Source organism: Naasia sp. (assembly GCF_025465545.1).
Taxonomy (GTDB): domain Bacteria; phylum Actinomycetota; class Actinomycetes; order Actinomycetales; family Microbacteriaceae; genus Naasia.
Window position 1 is genome coordinate 12,099 of sequence record NZ_JAODMK010000045.1, and the last position, 14,246, is coordinate 26,344.

At 69.9% G+C, this 14,246-nt stretch carries 16 protein-coding genes; 15 read left to right on the forward strand and 1 reads right to left on the reverse strand.

From position 1 onward, the window contains the following. The 3 genes from prfA to JWR33_RS11890 all read left to right on the forward strand — a co-directional run bounded on the left by prfA (window position 1) and on the right by JWR33_RS11890 (window position 3,210). A complete protein-coding gene (gene prfA, locus JWR33_RS11880) occupies window positions 1-1,080 on the forward strand; it encodes a peptide chain release factor 1 (RefSeq protein ID WP_297412129.1) in 1,080 nt (359 codons plus the stop codon). A gap of 64 nt (window positions 1,081-1,144) precedes the next feature. Then, window positions 1,145-1,993 carry a peptide chain release factor N(5)-glutamine methyltransferase gene (prmC, locus tag JWR33_RS11885; RefSeq protein ID WP_297412130.1) on the forward strand — a complete coding sequence of 283 codons (849 nt, stop codon included), beginning with the start codon at window positions 1,145-1,147 and terminating at the stop codon, window positions 1,991-1,993. A gap of 107 nt (window positions 1,994-2,100) precedes the next feature. After that, window positions 2,101-3,210, forward strand: coding sequence for a FecR family protein (locus tag JWR33_RS11890; protein ID WP_297412131.1), 1,110 nt, complete (start codon window positions 2,101-2,103; stop codon window positions 3,208-3,210). A gap of 156 nt (window positions 3,211-3,366) precedes the next feature. On the opposite strand, the gene JWR33_RS11895 is transcribed toward JWR33_RS11890, so the two are convergent. Then, window positions 3,367-4,029, reverse strand: a complete 663-nt coding sequence (locus JWR33_RS11895) for an HAD family phosphatase (protein ID WP_297412132.1) — start codon at window positions 4,027-4,029, stop codon at window positions 3,367-3,369. Window positions 4,030-4,130: 101 nt separating this feature from the next. Between JWR33_RS11895 and JWR33_RS11900 the strand changes: the two genes are divergently transcribed. The 12 genes from JWR33_RS11900 to yaaA all read left to right on the forward strand — a co-directional run bounded on the left by JWR33_RS11900 (window position 4,131) and on the right by yaaA (window position 14,234). After that, window positions 4,131-4,796, forward strand: a complete 666-nt coding sequence (locus JWR33_RS11900) for an L-threonylcarbamoyladenylate synthase (protein WP_297412133.1) — start codon at window positions 4,131-4,133, stop codon at window positions 4,794-4,796. Then, window positions 4,793-6,046, forward strand: coding sequence for an MraY family glycosyltransferase (locus JWR33_RS11905; RefSeq protein WP_297412134.1), 1,254 nt, complete (start codon window positions 4,793-4,795; stop codon window positions 6,044-6,046). The genes JWR33_RS11900 and JWR33_RS11905 overlap by 4 nt, the downstream gene beginning before the upstream one ends. Then, window positions 6,043-6,501, forward strand: coding sequence for a hypothetical protein (locus tag JWR33_RS11910; protein WP_297412135.1), 459 nt, complete (start codon window positions 6,043-6,045; stop codon window positions 6,499-6,501). Before JWR33_RS11905 ends, JWR33_RS11910 begins: the two co-directional genes overlap by 4 nt. A gap of 116 nt (window positions 6,502-6,617) precedes the next feature. Continuing rightward, window positions 6,618-7,397 carry a F0F1 ATP synthase subunit A gene (gene atpB, locus JWR33_RS11915; RefSeq protein ID WP_297412136.1) on the forward strand — a complete coding sequence of 260 codons (780 nt, stop codon included), beginning with the start codon at window positions 6,618-6,620 and terminating at the stop codon, window positions 7,395-7,397. Between the two features lie 44 nt (window positions 7,398-7,441). Beyond that, window positions 7,442-7,681 carry an ATP synthase F0 subunit C gene (gene atpE / locus JWR33_RS11920; RefSeq protein WP_297412137.1) on the forward strand — a complete coding sequence of 80 codons (240 nt, stop codon included), beginning with the start codon at window positions 7,442-7,444 and terminating at the stop codon, window positions 7,679-7,681. 28 nt (window positions 7,682-7,709) lie between these two features. Beyond that, entirely contained in the window at window positions 7,710-8,282 is a 573-nt protein-coding gene (locus JWR33_RS11925) for a F0F1 ATP synthase subunit B (RefSeq protein WP_297412138.1), read from the forward strand. Then, window positions 8,282-9,070: a F0F1 ATP synthase subunit delta gene (locus JWR33_RS11930; protein WP_297412139.1), complete on the forward strand. Its 789-nt coding sequence runs from the start codon at window positions 8,282-8,284 to the stop codon at window positions 9,068-9,070. Before JWR33_RS11925 ends, JWR33_RS11930 begins: the two co-directional genes overlap by 1 nt. 33 nt (window positions 9,071-9,103) lie before the next feature. Continuing rightward, on the forward strand, window positions 9,104-10,741 hold the full coding sequence (gene atpA, locus JWR33_RS11935; protein WP_297412140.1) for a F0F1 ATP synthase subunit alpha: 1,638 nt from the start codon (window positions 9,104-9,106) through the stop codon (window positions 10,739-10,741). 91 nt (window positions 10,742-10,832) lie between these two features. Then, window positions 10,833-11,732 carry a F0F1 ATP synthase subunit gamma gene (locus JWR33_RS11940; RefSeq protein WP_297412141.1) on the forward strand — a complete coding sequence of 300 codons (900 nt, stop codon included), beginning with the start codon at window positions 10,833-10,835 and terminating at the stop codon, window positions 11,730-11,732. A gap of 22 nt (window positions 11,733-11,754) precedes the next feature. Then, the gene (atpD, locus tag JWR33_RS11945; RefSeq protein WP_297412142.1) at window positions 11,755-13,218 is read left to right on the forward strand and encodes a F0F1 ATP synthase subunit beta; all 1,464 of its coding nucleotides are present in this window, start codon (window positions 11,755-11,757) and stop codon (window positions 13,216-13,218) included. Window positions 13,219-13,222: 4 nt separating this feature from the next. Then, window positions 13,223-13,483, forward strand: coding sequence for a F0F1 ATP synthase subunit epsilon (locus JWR33_RS11950; protein WP_297412143.1), 261 nt, complete (start codon window positions 13,223-13,225; stop codon window positions 13,481-13,483). Window positions 13,484-13,496: 13 nt separating this feature from the next. Beyond that, window positions 13,497-14,234 carry a peroxide stress protein YaaA gene (yaaA, locus tag JWR33_RS11955; RefSeq protein ID WP_366074201.1) on the forward strand — a complete coding sequence of 246 codons (738 nt, stop codon included), beginning with the start codon at window positions 13,497-13,499 and terminating at the stop codon, window positions 14,232-14,234. The last annotated feature ends 12 nt before the right edge of the window (window positions 14,235-14,246 follow it).

Consider the following 14,246-nt stretch of genomic DNA (forward strand, 5'->3'; position numbering starts at 1 on the left):
GTGTTCGAGTCGGTGGCGACGCTGCTGGCCGAGCATGAGGATCTGCAGCAGCAGCTCTCGGACCCGGCCCTGCATGCGGACGCGGCGCGATCCAAGCGGGTCAACCGGCGCTACGCCGAGCTGAGCCGGATCGTCGCCGCGCACAGCGAGTGGCAGGATCTGGAGAGCGACCTCGAGGCCGCTCGTGAGCTCGGCAGCGAGGACGAGTCCTTCGCAGCAGAGGTGCCCGTCCTGGAGGCGAAGGCGGCGACCGCCGCCGAGCGGCTCCGCCGGCTGCTGATCCCGCGCGACCCGGACGACGGGCGCGACGTGATCATGGAGATCAAGGCGGGCGAGGGCGGCGAGGAGTCCGCCCTGTTCGCGGCCGACCTCCTGCGGATGTACCTGCACTACGCCGAGGCGAAGCGCTGGAAGACGGAGCTGCTCGACCGCACCGAGAGCGACCTCGGCGGCTACAAGGACGTGCAGCTCGCGATCAAGGGCAGCTCGTCCGATCCGGCGCAGGGCGTGTGGGCGCACCTCAAGTACGAGGGCGGCGTGCACCGCGTCCAGCGGGTGCCGGCGACCGAGTCCCAGGGACGCATCCACACCTCCGCGGCCGGCGTGCTCGTCTTCCCCGAGGTGGACGCTCCGGAGGAGGTCGGGATCAACCCCAACGACCTCAAGATCGACGTGTTCCGCTCCTCCGGTCCCGGCGGGCAGTCCGTCAACACCACCGACTCGGCGGTGCGCATCACGCACCTCCCCACCGGCATCGTCGTCTCCATGCAGAACGAGAAGAGCCAGCTGCAGAACCGCGAGGCCGCGATGCGGGTGCTCCGGGCGCGCATCCTCGCGGTCCAGCAGGAAGCGATCGACGCCGAGGCGAGCGCGGCGAGGCGCAGCCAGATCCGCACGGTGGACCGGTCGGAGCGCATCCGCACCTACAACTATCCCGAGAACCGGATCGCCGACCATCGCACCGGCTACAAGGCGTACAACCTCGACCAGGTGATGGACGGCGCGCTCGAGCCGATCGTGCAGTCCGCCATCGCGGCCGACGAGGAGGCGCGGCTCCGCTCCCTCGGCGACGATGCCTGACCCCGCTGACCTGCCCAGTTCTGCCGCAACTCGGCCCCCAGTCGCGGCAGAAGTCGGCAGCTCGGTGGGCGTTCTCCGCCGGCATGCGGTCGAGCTGCTCACTCGCGCACGGGTGCCCTCGGCGGAGGTCGATGCGGAGCTCCTGATCGGGCACGTGCTGGGCCTCTCCCGCGGCGCCGTCCAGGCCCGTGCCCTCACCGGCGCGGCGGTGTCGCAGGAGGCGGCGGAGGCGATCATGCGGCTGATCGATCGCCGCGCCGCTCGAGAGCCGCTGCAGCACCTGACCGGTCGCGCAGCGTTCCGCACCCTCGAGCTCTCGGTCGGGCCCGGCGTCTTCGTGCCGCGTCCCGAGACCGAGTCGGTCGCGCAGGTGGCCATCGAGGCGCTCCGTGCCGATCCGGCGGCTGAGCCCATCGCGGTCGACCTGGGCATGGGCAGCGGCGCCCTCGCCCTCGCCCTCGCCGCCGAGGTGCCCCACTCGCGAGTCGTCGGCGTCGAGAACTCACCGCAGGCGTTCGTCTGGGCGACCCGGAACTTGCGGGAGACCGGCCTCGGAAACGTCCGGATGGTGTTCGCCGACCTCGCGGGTGCGCTGCCCGAGCTCGAGGGCACCGTCGCCGTCGTCGTCTCCAATCCGCCCTACATCCCGATCGGCGCGATCCCTCGCGACCCGGAGGTGCGGCTGCACGACCCGGAGGCGGCGCTCTACGGCGGCGCGGACGGGCTCGACGTCGTGCGCAGCGTGTCTGTCACGGGGCTCCGCCTCGTGCACCCGGACGGCGTGCTCGTGCTCGAACACGGCGAGGCGCAGGGCGAAGAGATCAGAGAGCTCCTCCGTGCGGACGGCTGGCATGACGCCGCGACTCTGCCGGACCTCACCGGTCGGCCCCGCACCACCACCGCCCGCCGCTGATTCCTTGCGACCTCGTGCGGGCAGCCGCTACTGTTCGCTTACGCTCCGGCCGAACCCCTCAGCGCAGCCCTCGCCGTTCCCCGCGTGCCTGTCCCGAAGGGCATTCCATGCCTCGTCGCATCGCTTTCTCCGTCCTCTCGATCCTCGTCGTGGCCGGGCTCTGCGCCTGCACCTCCGGCCCCGTAGCCGAGGTGAGTGCGCGGGACGCCGTGGTCACCCTCGCGTCCGGTGACAACAAGCCCGCGGTCCTCGAGAAGAAGGGGTCCGCGCAGAAGGGCGATGTCGTCGAGACGGACGCGAAGGGCCAGGCGCAGGTCGTCTTCGCGGACGGTTCCCTCGCCCGGCTGGGTGCGTCCACCAAGCTGACGGTGACGGAGCTGTCCACGGCGGAGCTGCAGCGCTCTGCCATGACGCTCGACGTCGGCGAGACCTGGCATCGGGTGCAGAAGCTGGTGGCCGAGGACCCGCTCTACGCGGTGAAGACCCCGGTCGGGGTCGCCTCGGTGAAGGGCACGGCCTTCGGCGTGACGTGCACGCCGGAGAAGGTCTGCACGATCACGGTCGTCGAGGGGGTCGTGGAGTTCACGACGAAGGACGGCACGGTGGTCACCATCGAGCCGTTCCAGCGCCTGGTGGTGCCGGCGGCGGACGGCGGCACTCCCGCGGCGACCGCGCTGCCGATCGATGCGATGCTCACCGACCCGTGGCTGAGCGCGAACATCGACGAGGACAGCGTTCCGCTGGACGCGCCCAGCTCCTCGGCGAGCCTCGCGGGGGACTGGAAGCTCGAAGTGACGGTGGTGTCCACCGACGGCAGGCAGGGCTACGCCGTCGGGGATGTGGAGAAGCGGGATTGGAACCTGGCGCCCACCGAGTGCGACGGGGCCACCTGCACCACCACGATGACCTCGAGCTCGGGAAACAGCTGGCCCCTGACCTACGACGGGGAGGACCTCGTCTTCTCGGACACGAGCACGGTGTCCTGCGTGAACCTCGACAACCCCGAGGAGATCCGCGACCCCGACGGCTTCGACGACACGTTCACCTGGCGCCTCAAGGTGACTGAGACCAAGGTGATCGACGGCGTCCCGACCGCCACCAAGATCGAGGGCGAGGAGTCGGAGCACCTCAAGCTGCGTGCGGATGTCGACCCGATCTGCGACGCGGCATACACGACGGCGGACACCACCTGGTCCGTGTCCCTGGTCCGCGCCTGATCCTTCCTCTCGGGCCCGTCCGCAGCGGCGGTCCATGCGTAGCGTCCCGCTCCTGCTCCTCTCCGTCCTCGTGGGGACCGTGCTCTCGGTCTGCACCTCCGGCCCGAGGGCGAGACCTGGCACCGGGCGGCAGAAGCTGGTGGCGGGAGATTCGCTCTACGCGGTGACGACGCCGGTGGGGGCCGGCCCGGCGCCGCCCGGCCAGCGGGCGCCGAAGGCCCGGACGGCCGACTGAAGCGCGTCCGTGTCCCCGGTGAAGTGGAATGCGGTGATGCCCACCGCGGCCGCGCCGTCGACGTTCTCCGCGAGGTCGTCCGCGAAGAACGTTCGGGAGGGAACCCCGCCCAGCCGGTCCAGCGCCCGCTCGAAGATCTCCTCGCTGGGCTTCTTGGCGCCGAGATCCGCGCTGACCAGCACGTTGTCGCCGAGCAGGGCGGCGGCCTCGGGGGCCAGCAGGGGAAACGCGGCGGCCATCGGTGCCGGATTGTTCGAGAGCAGTCCCACCGTGCCGAGCGTTGCTGCGATCCTCAGCGCCTCGATCGCGCCCGGGATCGGCGTCATGGTCGCCCGGCGCGCCTCCGCCCACTCGGGGAGGGTCAGCCGGGCGCCGGTCACCCGCGCGAACTCGGCCAGGTACGCCTCCGCGGTGGGCCACTCGCCCGCCTCGGCGCGCTCCTCGAAGCCGCCCTCCCACCAGTCCTTCGCGATCCGGTACTCGCTCTCCCCGCCGAGCCGCGCCAGCGCCGGCAGGCGCCGCTTCGAGTCGTGCGCGTACAGCGTCTTGTCGCAGTCGAAGAGGAACAGGGGCGCGGCGCTCACTCGTGCGAGTCTGCCGCAGCCGAGGTTCGCTCCGGATCCACAGGGAACGCGGGCGGGCCCCGAGGCGGGGCGAAAGGCCCAGAGCCTAGACTCGATCCGTCATGGCGCGCATCTTCGACTGCTCCGCCGAATCCGAACTCCTGCCCGGCATGCGCGCGGCGCGAGGAGCGATCGGGCGCGGGGAGCTGGTGGTCCTTCCGACCGACACGGTCTACGGGGTGGCCGCCGACGCCTTCGACCCCGCCGCGGTCCAGCGCCTCCTCGACGCGAAGGGCCGAGGCAGGCAGTCGCCGCCGCCGGTGCTGATCGCCGGCATCCCGACCCTTGACGCGCTCGCCGAGCAGGTTCCCGACGTCGTGCGGCGGCTGGTGACCGAGTTCTGGCCCGGACCGCTGACGGTCATCCTGCCTGCGCGGAGCTCGCTCGTCTGGGATCTGGGCGAGACCGGCGGAACCGTCGCGCTGCGCATGCCGGACTCGCGGATCGCCCTCGAGCTCCTGGCCGAGACCGGCCCGCTCGCCGTGTCCTCCGCCAACCTCACCGGGCAGCCCGCCGCCACCACGGCTGCGCAGGCGTCCGCGCAGCTCGGCGACTCGGTCGAGGTCTACCTCGACGGCGGTCCGACCCCGGGGTCGCTGCCGTCCACCATTCTCGACGCGACGGGCCTGGTGGCCGGCACAGGAGGCATCCGCATCGTCCGCTTGGGCGCGCTGCCCGCTGAGCGCCTGCGGGACATCGCCGGCGATGCACTGGAGGAGCCGACGTGACCCTCTACCTGCTGATGGCGCTCGCGGCGGCCGTCGTGACCTTCGGGCTCTCCTTCCTCGTGCTCAAGCTGGGCCTGCGCTTCCGGCTGCACCCGCCGATCCGCGAGCGCGACGTGCACACCCGGCCCACGCCGCGCCTCGGCGGCATCGCGATGTTCGGGGGAGTGACCATCGCGCTGGCGATCGCGTCGCAGATCCCCTTCTTCCGCCTGGTGTTCGCCGAGCCGGGCAAGATCTGGGCGATCGTCCTCGCCGCGCTGATCATCGTGCTGATCGGGGTGGCTGACGACCTGCTCGATCTCGACTGGATGATCAAGCTCGCCGGCCAGATCCTCGCCGGCGGAGTGCTCGCCTGGCAGGGCGTCGCCATCACCTCGCTGCCGATCGGCGGCCTCACGGTCGGCTCCGGCCAGATGTCGCTCATCCTCACCGTGTTCGCCGTGGTGTTCGTGATGAACGCCGTCAACTTCATCGACGGGCTCGACGGGCTGGTGGCGGGCGTCGCGATCATCGCTAACGGGGTCTTCTTCCTCTACAGCTACCTGCTCGTGGTCGTCACGACGCCGATCAACTACTTCAACCTCGCCTCGCTCATCTCGGTGATCGTCATCGGCGCGTGCGTGGGGTTCCTGCCCTTCAACTGGCACCCCGCGCGGCTGTTCATGGGGGATGCGGGCGCCTACCTCATCGGGCTCCTGATGGCGACGTCCGCCATCGCGGTCACCGGCCAGGTCGACCCGGGCCAGATGGCGCAGTTCGGGCGGGCCTCCCTGTTCCCGGCGTTCCTGCCGATCCTGCTGCCCATCGCGATCCTCGTCGTGCCGCTGCTCGACTTCACCCTCGCCGTCACCCGCCGGCTCCGCGCCGGCAAGTCGCCGTTCAGCGCGGACCGTCAGCACCTGCACCATCGGCTGCTCGACATGGGCCACAGCGTCGTGCACGCCGTCGTCATCTTCTACAGCTGGACGGCGGTCGTCTCGGTCGGCCTGCTGCTGTTCTGGGTGGTCAAGCCGTACACCTGGGCCATCGCCTTCCTCGTGGTCGGCCTGATCATCTGCACCCTCCTCACGCTCGCCCCGCTGTCCCGCCGGAAGGCCGTCGAGGCGGCGGCGCAGGCGGCGCCGGCCGAGGCGACGGACTCCGCGGTCGCCCAGTTCGACCCGCTCGACGAGGCGGCGGACGCTCTCCCCGCCGGCGTCGAGCCTCCTGCCCTGCCTCCCCCCTCCGACCTGAAGGGCACCCTCCGATGACCGAGCCCACCGCGCCCCCGAGCTCCAACCCGGTCCTTCGGCGGATCCTCCTCTACGGCGGTCTGCTGGCGCTCGCGGTGGCCGTCGTCGGCGGTCTGCTCGGCTGGTTCACCGGCGGCTCCCGGGGCCTCGTGGGGGCGCTGCTCGGCGCGGCGATGGCCTTCGCCTTCCTCGCCGTGACCGCCGCGTCGATCCTCGCCGCCAACCGGTTCTACGGCACGGACGCGTACCTCACCGCCTTCTTCGGCATCGTCCTCGGCGGCTGGCTGCTCAAGTTCCTCGTCTTCCTTGCCCTCGTATTCCTGCTGAAGGATCAGTCCTGGCTCGAGCCGGTCGCGCTGTTCCTCGCCCTCGTCGCGGCCGTGATCGGATCCCTCGTGGTGGACGTGCTCGTGGTCGCGCGCGCCCGCATCCCGGTGGTCTCCGACCTGCCCCCGTCGTCCCGCGTCGGTTAGGTGCGTACCCCGTTCGTTGATAGGGTTCTTAGCAATCACCCACGTCCCATCGCCGCGCCACGAGCGCCCCGATACTGGAGAACGAGCTGCTGAACGCCGTCCTTCCCTTCCTACCCTTGGCCGCCGATGAAGGCGGGTTCCACGGTCCGTCCATCGACGAATTCTTTCCTCCCGTCGTCCTGTTCGAGGGCACCCCGTTCGAGCTGAACCGGGTCATGCTGATCCGCCTCCTCGCGGTCGTCGTCATCCTCCTGCTGTTCTACTTCGGCACCCGCCGCATGCGCCTGGTGCCCGGACGCTTCCAGAGCGTCATCGAGATGGGCCTCGACTTCGTCCGCGTGAGCATCGCCGAGGACCTCCTCGGCAAGAAGGACGGGACGCGGTTCCTTCCGCTGCTCACCACGATCTTCTTCCTCGTGCTCACGATGAACCTCGCCGGCATCGTCCCCGGCCTCAACCTGGCCGGCACATCCGTCATCGGCATGCCGCTGGTGCTCGCGGTGATCGCGTACCTCACGTTCATCTACGCAGGCCTCCGCAGGCACCCCTGGACCTTCATCCGCGGGTCCCTCTTCCCGCCCGGGGTGCCGAAGGCGATCTACATCATCGTGACGCCGATCGAGATCGTCTCGATCTTCATCCTGCGGCCCGTGACACTCGCCCTCCGACTCCTGATGAACATGGTGGCGGGTCACCTGCTCCTGGTGCTCTGCTTCTCGGCCACCGCCTTCTTCTTCTTCGAGGCGGGCGGGCTCTTCTCCCTGCTCGGCATCGGCACCCTCGCCTTCGGCTTCGTCTTCACGCTCTTCGAGATCCTCGTCGCCGTGCTGCAGGCCTACGTCTTCACTCTGCTCACCACGGTCTACATCCAGCTGGCGCTGGCCGAAGAGCACTGACCGCGCACGCGGTTCCCGACCACACACCGAAAGGAAATCCACTAGTGGACACCACTGTTGTCGCTGCGCTCAGCGGAAACATCGCGACCGTCGGCTACGGCCTCGCCGCCATCGGCCCCGCCATCGGCGTCGGCATCGTCGTCGGCAAGACCATCGAGAGCGTCGCTCGCCAGCCTGAGCTGGCCGGCCGCCTGCAGACGCTGATGTACCTCGGCATCGCCTTCACCGAGGCGCTGGCCTTCATCGGCATCGCCACGTACTTCATCTTCACCGCCGGCCAGTAGACCTTCCTCAACAGACAAGGAGGCTGGCATGGCAGCAGTGCCTGCACAGCTGGTCGCCGCACTGACGGCGGCCGCAGGGGAGACCCGCAATCCGCTGATCCCCGAGGTGTACGACCTCGTCTGGTCGCTCGTCTGCTTCCTGATCGTGTTCGGCTTCTTCCTCTGGAAGGTGCTTCCCTCGGTGAAGAAGCTGCTCGACGAGCGCGCCGCCAAGATCGAGGGCGGCATCGCGAAGGCGGAGGAGGCGCAGGCCCAGGCCGCCGCGGCGCTGGAGAAGTACAACGCGCAGCTCACGGAGGCGCGGGCGGAAGCCGGCCGCATCCGCGAGCAGGCCCGCGAGGACGGCCGCAAGATCCTGGCGGAGATGCGCGAGCACGCCCAGGCCGATGCGGCTCGGATCACCGCCTCCGCGCAGGCGCAGATCGAGGCCGAACGCCAGGCGGCGGTCGCGTCGCTCCGCTCCGAGGTCGGCTCGCTCGCGATCGACCTCGCCTCCGGCGTGGTCGGGGAGAGCCTCGACGACAAGCGCTCGCGCTCGCTCGTCGACCGTTTCCTCGCCGAGCTCGAGGCAGCTGAGCCGGCGCAGAAGTCGAGCGTCTGATGGGGTCCTCCAGTCGGGAGGCTCTCGAGCAGTCGCGCAACGTGCTCGCGGCGATCGGCGGCGTCACGGAGCGCACCGGCGAGCAGGTGCTGCTCGCCGCGCGAACCATCGCGGAGTCCGGCCAGCTGCGCGCGCTGCTGACCGACTCCGGCGTGCCGGTGGAGGACAAGGGCCGCTTCGTCGGCAGCCTGTTCGCCTCGCTCGACAAGAGCACCGTGCAGCTGCTCGCCGGAACGGTGGCCGAGCGCTGGTCGGACGAGGACGAGTTCGTGGCCGGCATCGAGGAACTCGGCTTCCGCGCCCTGGCGATGAGTGCCCCGGACGGCACCGCCATCGAGCGCGAGCTGTTCGCGTTCGAGCAGGCGGTCCGCTCGAACGCCGAGCTGGAGCTCGCGGTGAGCAGCAAGCTCGGCGCGTCCGACGCGCGGGTCGCGCTGGTCGACGCACTGCTGGCGTCGGCGTCCTCGCAGACCCGCACGATCGTCAGCCACCTCGTGCGCATGCCGCGTGGCCGCCGCATCGGCGAGGCGCTCCGGGGCACCGCGGGCATCGTCGCCGATCAGGCGGGCCTCGGCATCGCGACCGTTCGCGCGGCGCGGCCGCTGACCGCCCCGCAGCTCAAGCGGCTCGAGGGCATCCTCAGTGCGCGCTACGGACGGAAGCTCAGCATCAACCAGGTTCTCGATGAGACGCTCATCGGTGGGCTCCGCATCACGATCGGGGACGAGGTGATCGACGGAAGCGTCGCCTCCCGTCTCTCCGATCTTCGACTCTCACTCGTCGGCTAGGCCGGCGCCGCCTTTCAACGAAGGAACCACACCATGGCAGAACTGACGATCAGTCCCGACGAGATCCGCAACGCCCTCAAGGACTTCGTCGCCTCCTACGAGCCGGCGGGAGCCCAGACCACCGAGGTCGGCTACGTCATCGACGCGGCCGACGGCATCGCGCACGTCGAGGGCCTCCCGAGCGTCATGGCGAACGAGCTCCTCCGCTTCGGCGACGGCACGCTGGGCCTCGCCCAGAACCTCGACGAGTCCGAGATCGGCGTCATCGTGCTCGGCGACTTCCAGGGGATCCAGGAAGGACTCGAGGTGCACCGCACGGGTGAGGTCCTCTCGGTCGCCGTCGGCGACGGCTATCTCGGCCGGGTGGTCAACCCGCTGGGCGAGCCGATCGACGGACTGGGCGAGATCGCCACCGAAGGACGCCGTGCGCTCGAACTTCAGGCGCCGGGGGTGATGAGTCGCAAGAGCGTGCACGAGCCGATGCAGACCGGCATCAAGGCCATCGACGCCATGATCCCGATCGGCCGCGGCCAGCGTCAGCTGATCATCGGCGACCGCCAGACCGGCAAGACGGCCATCGCGATCGACACGATCATCAACCAGAAGGCCAACTGGGAGTCGGGCGACGCGAACAAGCAGGTCCGCTGCATCTACGTGGCGATCGGCCAGAAGGGCTCCACCATCGCGGGCGTCAAGGGCGCCCTCGAGGATGCCGGCGCCATGGAGTACACCACGATCGTCGCGGCCCCCGCCTCCGATGCGGCCGGCTTCAAATACCTCGCCCCCTACACCGGCTCCGCCATCGGCCAGCACTGGATGTACGCGGGCAAGCACGTCCTGATCATCTTCGACGACCTGTCGAAGCAGGCAGAGGCCTACCGCGCCGTGTCCCTGCTGCTGCGCCGCCCGCCGGGACGCGAGGCGTACCCCGGCGACGTGTTCTACCTGCACTCCCGCCTGCTGGAGCGCTGCGCCAAGCTCTCCGACGAGCTGGGTGCCGGCTCGATGACGGGCCTGCCCATCATCGAGACGAAGGCCAATGACGTCTCCGCGTACATCCCGACCAACGTGATCTCGATCACCGACGGCCAGATCTTCCTCCAGTCCGACCTGTTCAACTCCAACCAGCGTCCGGCCGTGGACGTCGGCATCTCGGTGTCCCGCGTCGGCGGCGACGCCCAGGTGAAGAGCATCAAGAAGGTCTCGGGAACCCTGAAGCTCGAGCTCGCCCAGTACCGGTCACTCGAGGCGTTCGCGATGTTCGCGTCCGACCTGGATGCCACGAGCCGTCGTCAGCTCGCCCGGGGAGCCCGCCTCACCGAGCTGCTCAAGCAGCCGCAGTACTCGCCGTATCCGGTGGAGGAGCAGGTCGTCTCGATCTGGGCAGGCACGACCGGAAAGCTCGACGAGGTTCCCGTGCAGGACGTGCTCCGCTTCGAGCGTGAACTGCTCGACTACCTGGGCCGCAACACGCAGGTGCTCACGCGTCTCCGTGAGACGAACGTGCTGGATGACGACACGGTCGCCGAGCTCGGGCGCGAGGTCGACAAGTTCAAGCTCGAGTTCGCCACGGGTGAGGGCAAGCCGCTCGCCTCCGTCGGCCGCGAGGAGTTCACGGCGGCGGCCCCTGAGGACGTCAACCAGGAGCGAATCGTCAAGGGGCGGCGATGATGCTGGGAACGAAGGCGCGGTGCGCCTTCGTGCTCATCGCCGCCGAGCCGGCAACGGCGAGGTCTGCTGACACAGCACCGAAGGTCCACTAGTGGGAGCGCAACTCCGCGTCTACCGGCAGAAGATCAAGTCGGCCCAGACCACCAAGAAGATCACCCGGGCGATGGAGCTCATCTCCGCCTCCCGCATCCAGAAGGCGCAGCAGCGGGTCGCCGCGTCGACCCCGTACGCCCGCGCGGTGACGCGCGCGGTGTCCGCGGTCGCCGCGTACTCCAACGTCGAGCACGTCCTCACCACCGAGAAGGAGAACGTCGAGCGCGCAGCGGTCGTCATCTTCGCCTCGGACCGGGGCCTCGCCGGCGCGTTCAGCTCCAGCGCCCTCAAGGAGGCCGAGGAGCTCGCCACCCTGCTCCGCAGTCAGGGCAAGGACGTCGTCTACTACCTGGTCGGGCGCAAGGCCGTGGCGTACTTCTCGTTCCGGCGGCGCGAGTCCGTACGCACCTGGACCGGCGGCACCGACCAGCCCGTGTTCGCCACAGCGCAGGAGATCGGCGAGGAGCTCGTCGGCGCCTTCGTGCGCGACACGGCCGACGGCGGCGTGGATGAGATCCACATCGTCTACAACCGCTTCGTCAGCATGGTCACCCAGACCCCCGAGGTCGTCCGCCTGCTGCCCCTCGAGTTCGTCGAGGGCGTCGAGCAGCCCGGGCAGCACGAGATGCTCCCGCTGTACGAGTTCGAGCCCGACCCGGACGCCGTCCTCGACGCGCTCCTCCCCGTCTACATCGAGAGCCGCATCTACAACGCGATGCTGCAGTCGGCAGCGTCCGAGCATGCCGCACGCCAGCGGGCGATGAAGTCGGCGAGCGACAACGCCGACACCCTCGTGCGCACCTACACCCGGCTGGCCAACAACGCCCGCCAGTCCGAGATCACCCAGCAGATCTCCGAGATCGTGGGCGGCGCAGACGCCCTGTCCTCGACGAAGTAGCCAGTTCCAAGAAAGGCAAGCCATGAGCATCACCGCCCCTGAGCGAACCGACGCCACGCCCGCACCGGCCGGCGTCGGCCGAGTCGCGCGCGTCACCGGACCCGTCGTCGACATCGAGTTCCCCCACGACTCGATGCCGGAGATCTACAACGCCCTGAAGACCACCATCGTGATCGGCGAGAACAGCCAGGAGATCACCCTCGAGGTCGCCCAGCACCTCGGCGACGACCTGGTCCGTGCCATCGCCCTCAAGCCGACGGACGGCCTCGTCCGCGGGCAGGAGGTCCGCGACACCGGCGGCCCCATCTCGGTGCCGGTCGGCGACGTCACGAAGGGCAAGGTCTTCAACGTCACCGGTGACGTGCTGAACCTCGCGCCCGGCGAGACGCTCGAGATCACCGAGCGGTGGCCCATCCACCGCAAGCCGCCGCCCTTCGACCAGCTGGAGAGCAAGACGCAGCTGTTCGAGACCGGCATCAAGGTCATCGACCTGCTCACGCCCTACGTGCTCGGCGGCAAGATCGGCCTGTTCGGCGGTGCAGGGGTCGGCAAGACGGTCCTCATCCAGGAGATGATCCAGCGCGTCGCGCAGAACCACGGCGGCGTGTCCGTGTTCGCCGGCGTCGGGGAGCGCACCCGCGAGGGCAACGACCTCATCGCCGAGATGGAGGATGCCGGCGTCTTCGACAAGACGGCGCTGGTGTTCGGCCAGATGGACGAGCCGCCGGGAACGCGGCTCCGAGTGGCGCTCTCGGCACTGACGATGGCCGAGTACTTCCGCGACGTGCAGAAGCAGGACGTGCTGCTCTTCATCGACAACATCTTCCGGTTCACCCAGGCGGGCTCCGAGGTGTCGACGCTGCTCGGCCGGATGCCGTCCGCGGTCGGCTACCAGCCGAACCTCGCCGACGAGATGGGCGTGCTGCAGGAGCGGATCACGTCCACCCGCGGCCACTCCATCACCTCGCTCCAGGCGATCTACGTCCCCGCCGACGACTACACCGACCCGGCGCCGGCCACCACCTTCGCGCACCTCGACGCCACGACCGAGCTGTCCCGTGAGATCGCCTCGCGCGGGCTGTACCCGGCCGTCGACCCGCTGGCCTCGACCAGCCGGATCCTCGACCCCCGCTACCTGGGCGAGGACCACTACCGGGTGGCGATCTCCGTCAAGTCGATCCTGCAGAAGAACAAGGAGCTGCAGGAGATCATCGCGATCCTCGGTGTCGACGAGCTGTCCGAAGAGGACAAGATCACCGTCTCCCGCGCGCGCCGAATCCAGCTGTTCCTCTCGCAGAACACCTACATGGCCAAGAAGTTCACCGGCGTCGAGGGTTCCACCGTGCCGCTGAAGGACACCATCGAGTCCTTCGACGCGATCGTGCGGGGCGACTTCGACCACGTGGCCGAGCAGGCGTTCTTCAACGTCGGCGCGATCACCGACGTCGAGGAGAAGTGGGCGCAGATCCAGAAGGACAACGGGTAAGCGCGTGCCTCTCAACGTGAGCGTCGTGTCCGCCGACGAGCAGATCTGGGCGGGCGAAGCCTCGATGGTCGTCGCTCGCACCACCGAGGGCGAGATCGGCATCCTCACCGGCCACACCCCGCTGCTGGCGATCCTCGCCGGCGGCGAGGTGCGCGTGACCCAGACCGGCGGGCGGAAGATCGTGGTGAACGCCCAGGACGGCTTCGTGTCCGTCGACCACGACACCGTCACGGTGGTGGCGCGCGCCGCGGAACTGGTGAGCTGACCTGCTCCTGCTGCTGCCCCCGTCCGAGACCAAGCGGGACGGGGGCGACGGCGCGCCTCTCGACTACGCCCGGCTGCGCTTCTCGCGCCTGACCGCCAAGCGGCGCGCCGTCGTGCGCGCGGTGCGCGCACTGGCACGTGATCCCGAGCAGGCCGCCGCGGTGCTGAAGCTCGGGCCGAAGCAGCGCGGCGAGCTGCCGCGGAACCGCATGGTCGCCTCCTCGCCGACGCTGCCCGCGATCGACCGCTACACGGGCGTCCTCTATGACGCGCTCGATGCGGGCTCGCTCCCGGACGACGCCCGCGCGCGTGCCGCGGAGACGGTGCTCGTGCAGTCGGCCCTGTTCGGGCCGGTCGGCGCCCTCGACCCCATCCCCGCGTACCGGCTCTCGCACGACTCCCGTCTGCCCGGGCTGCCGCTCAAGGCGCACTGGGCGGCCACCGTGACCCGCGAGCTGCGGCACGCAGGCCCGCTGCTCGACCTGCGGAGCGCGGGCTATGCCGCGCTCGGCCCGCTGCCGGACCGCGACGACACCGCCTACCTGCGCGTCCTCGCCCGCGGCGGGGACGGCACGACCCGGGCGCTCAACCACTTCAACAAGAAGGCCAAGGGCGAGTTCACCCGGGCGCTGCTGACGGCGGCCGACCCGCCCGAGACCCTCGAGGACCTGCTGGACTGGGCTCCGGGAGCGGGCTTCGTCGTCGAGGCGGCCGGTCCTCGCGAGCTGGCGCTCGTCGTGACCGAGGGCTGAGCCATCTGCTCC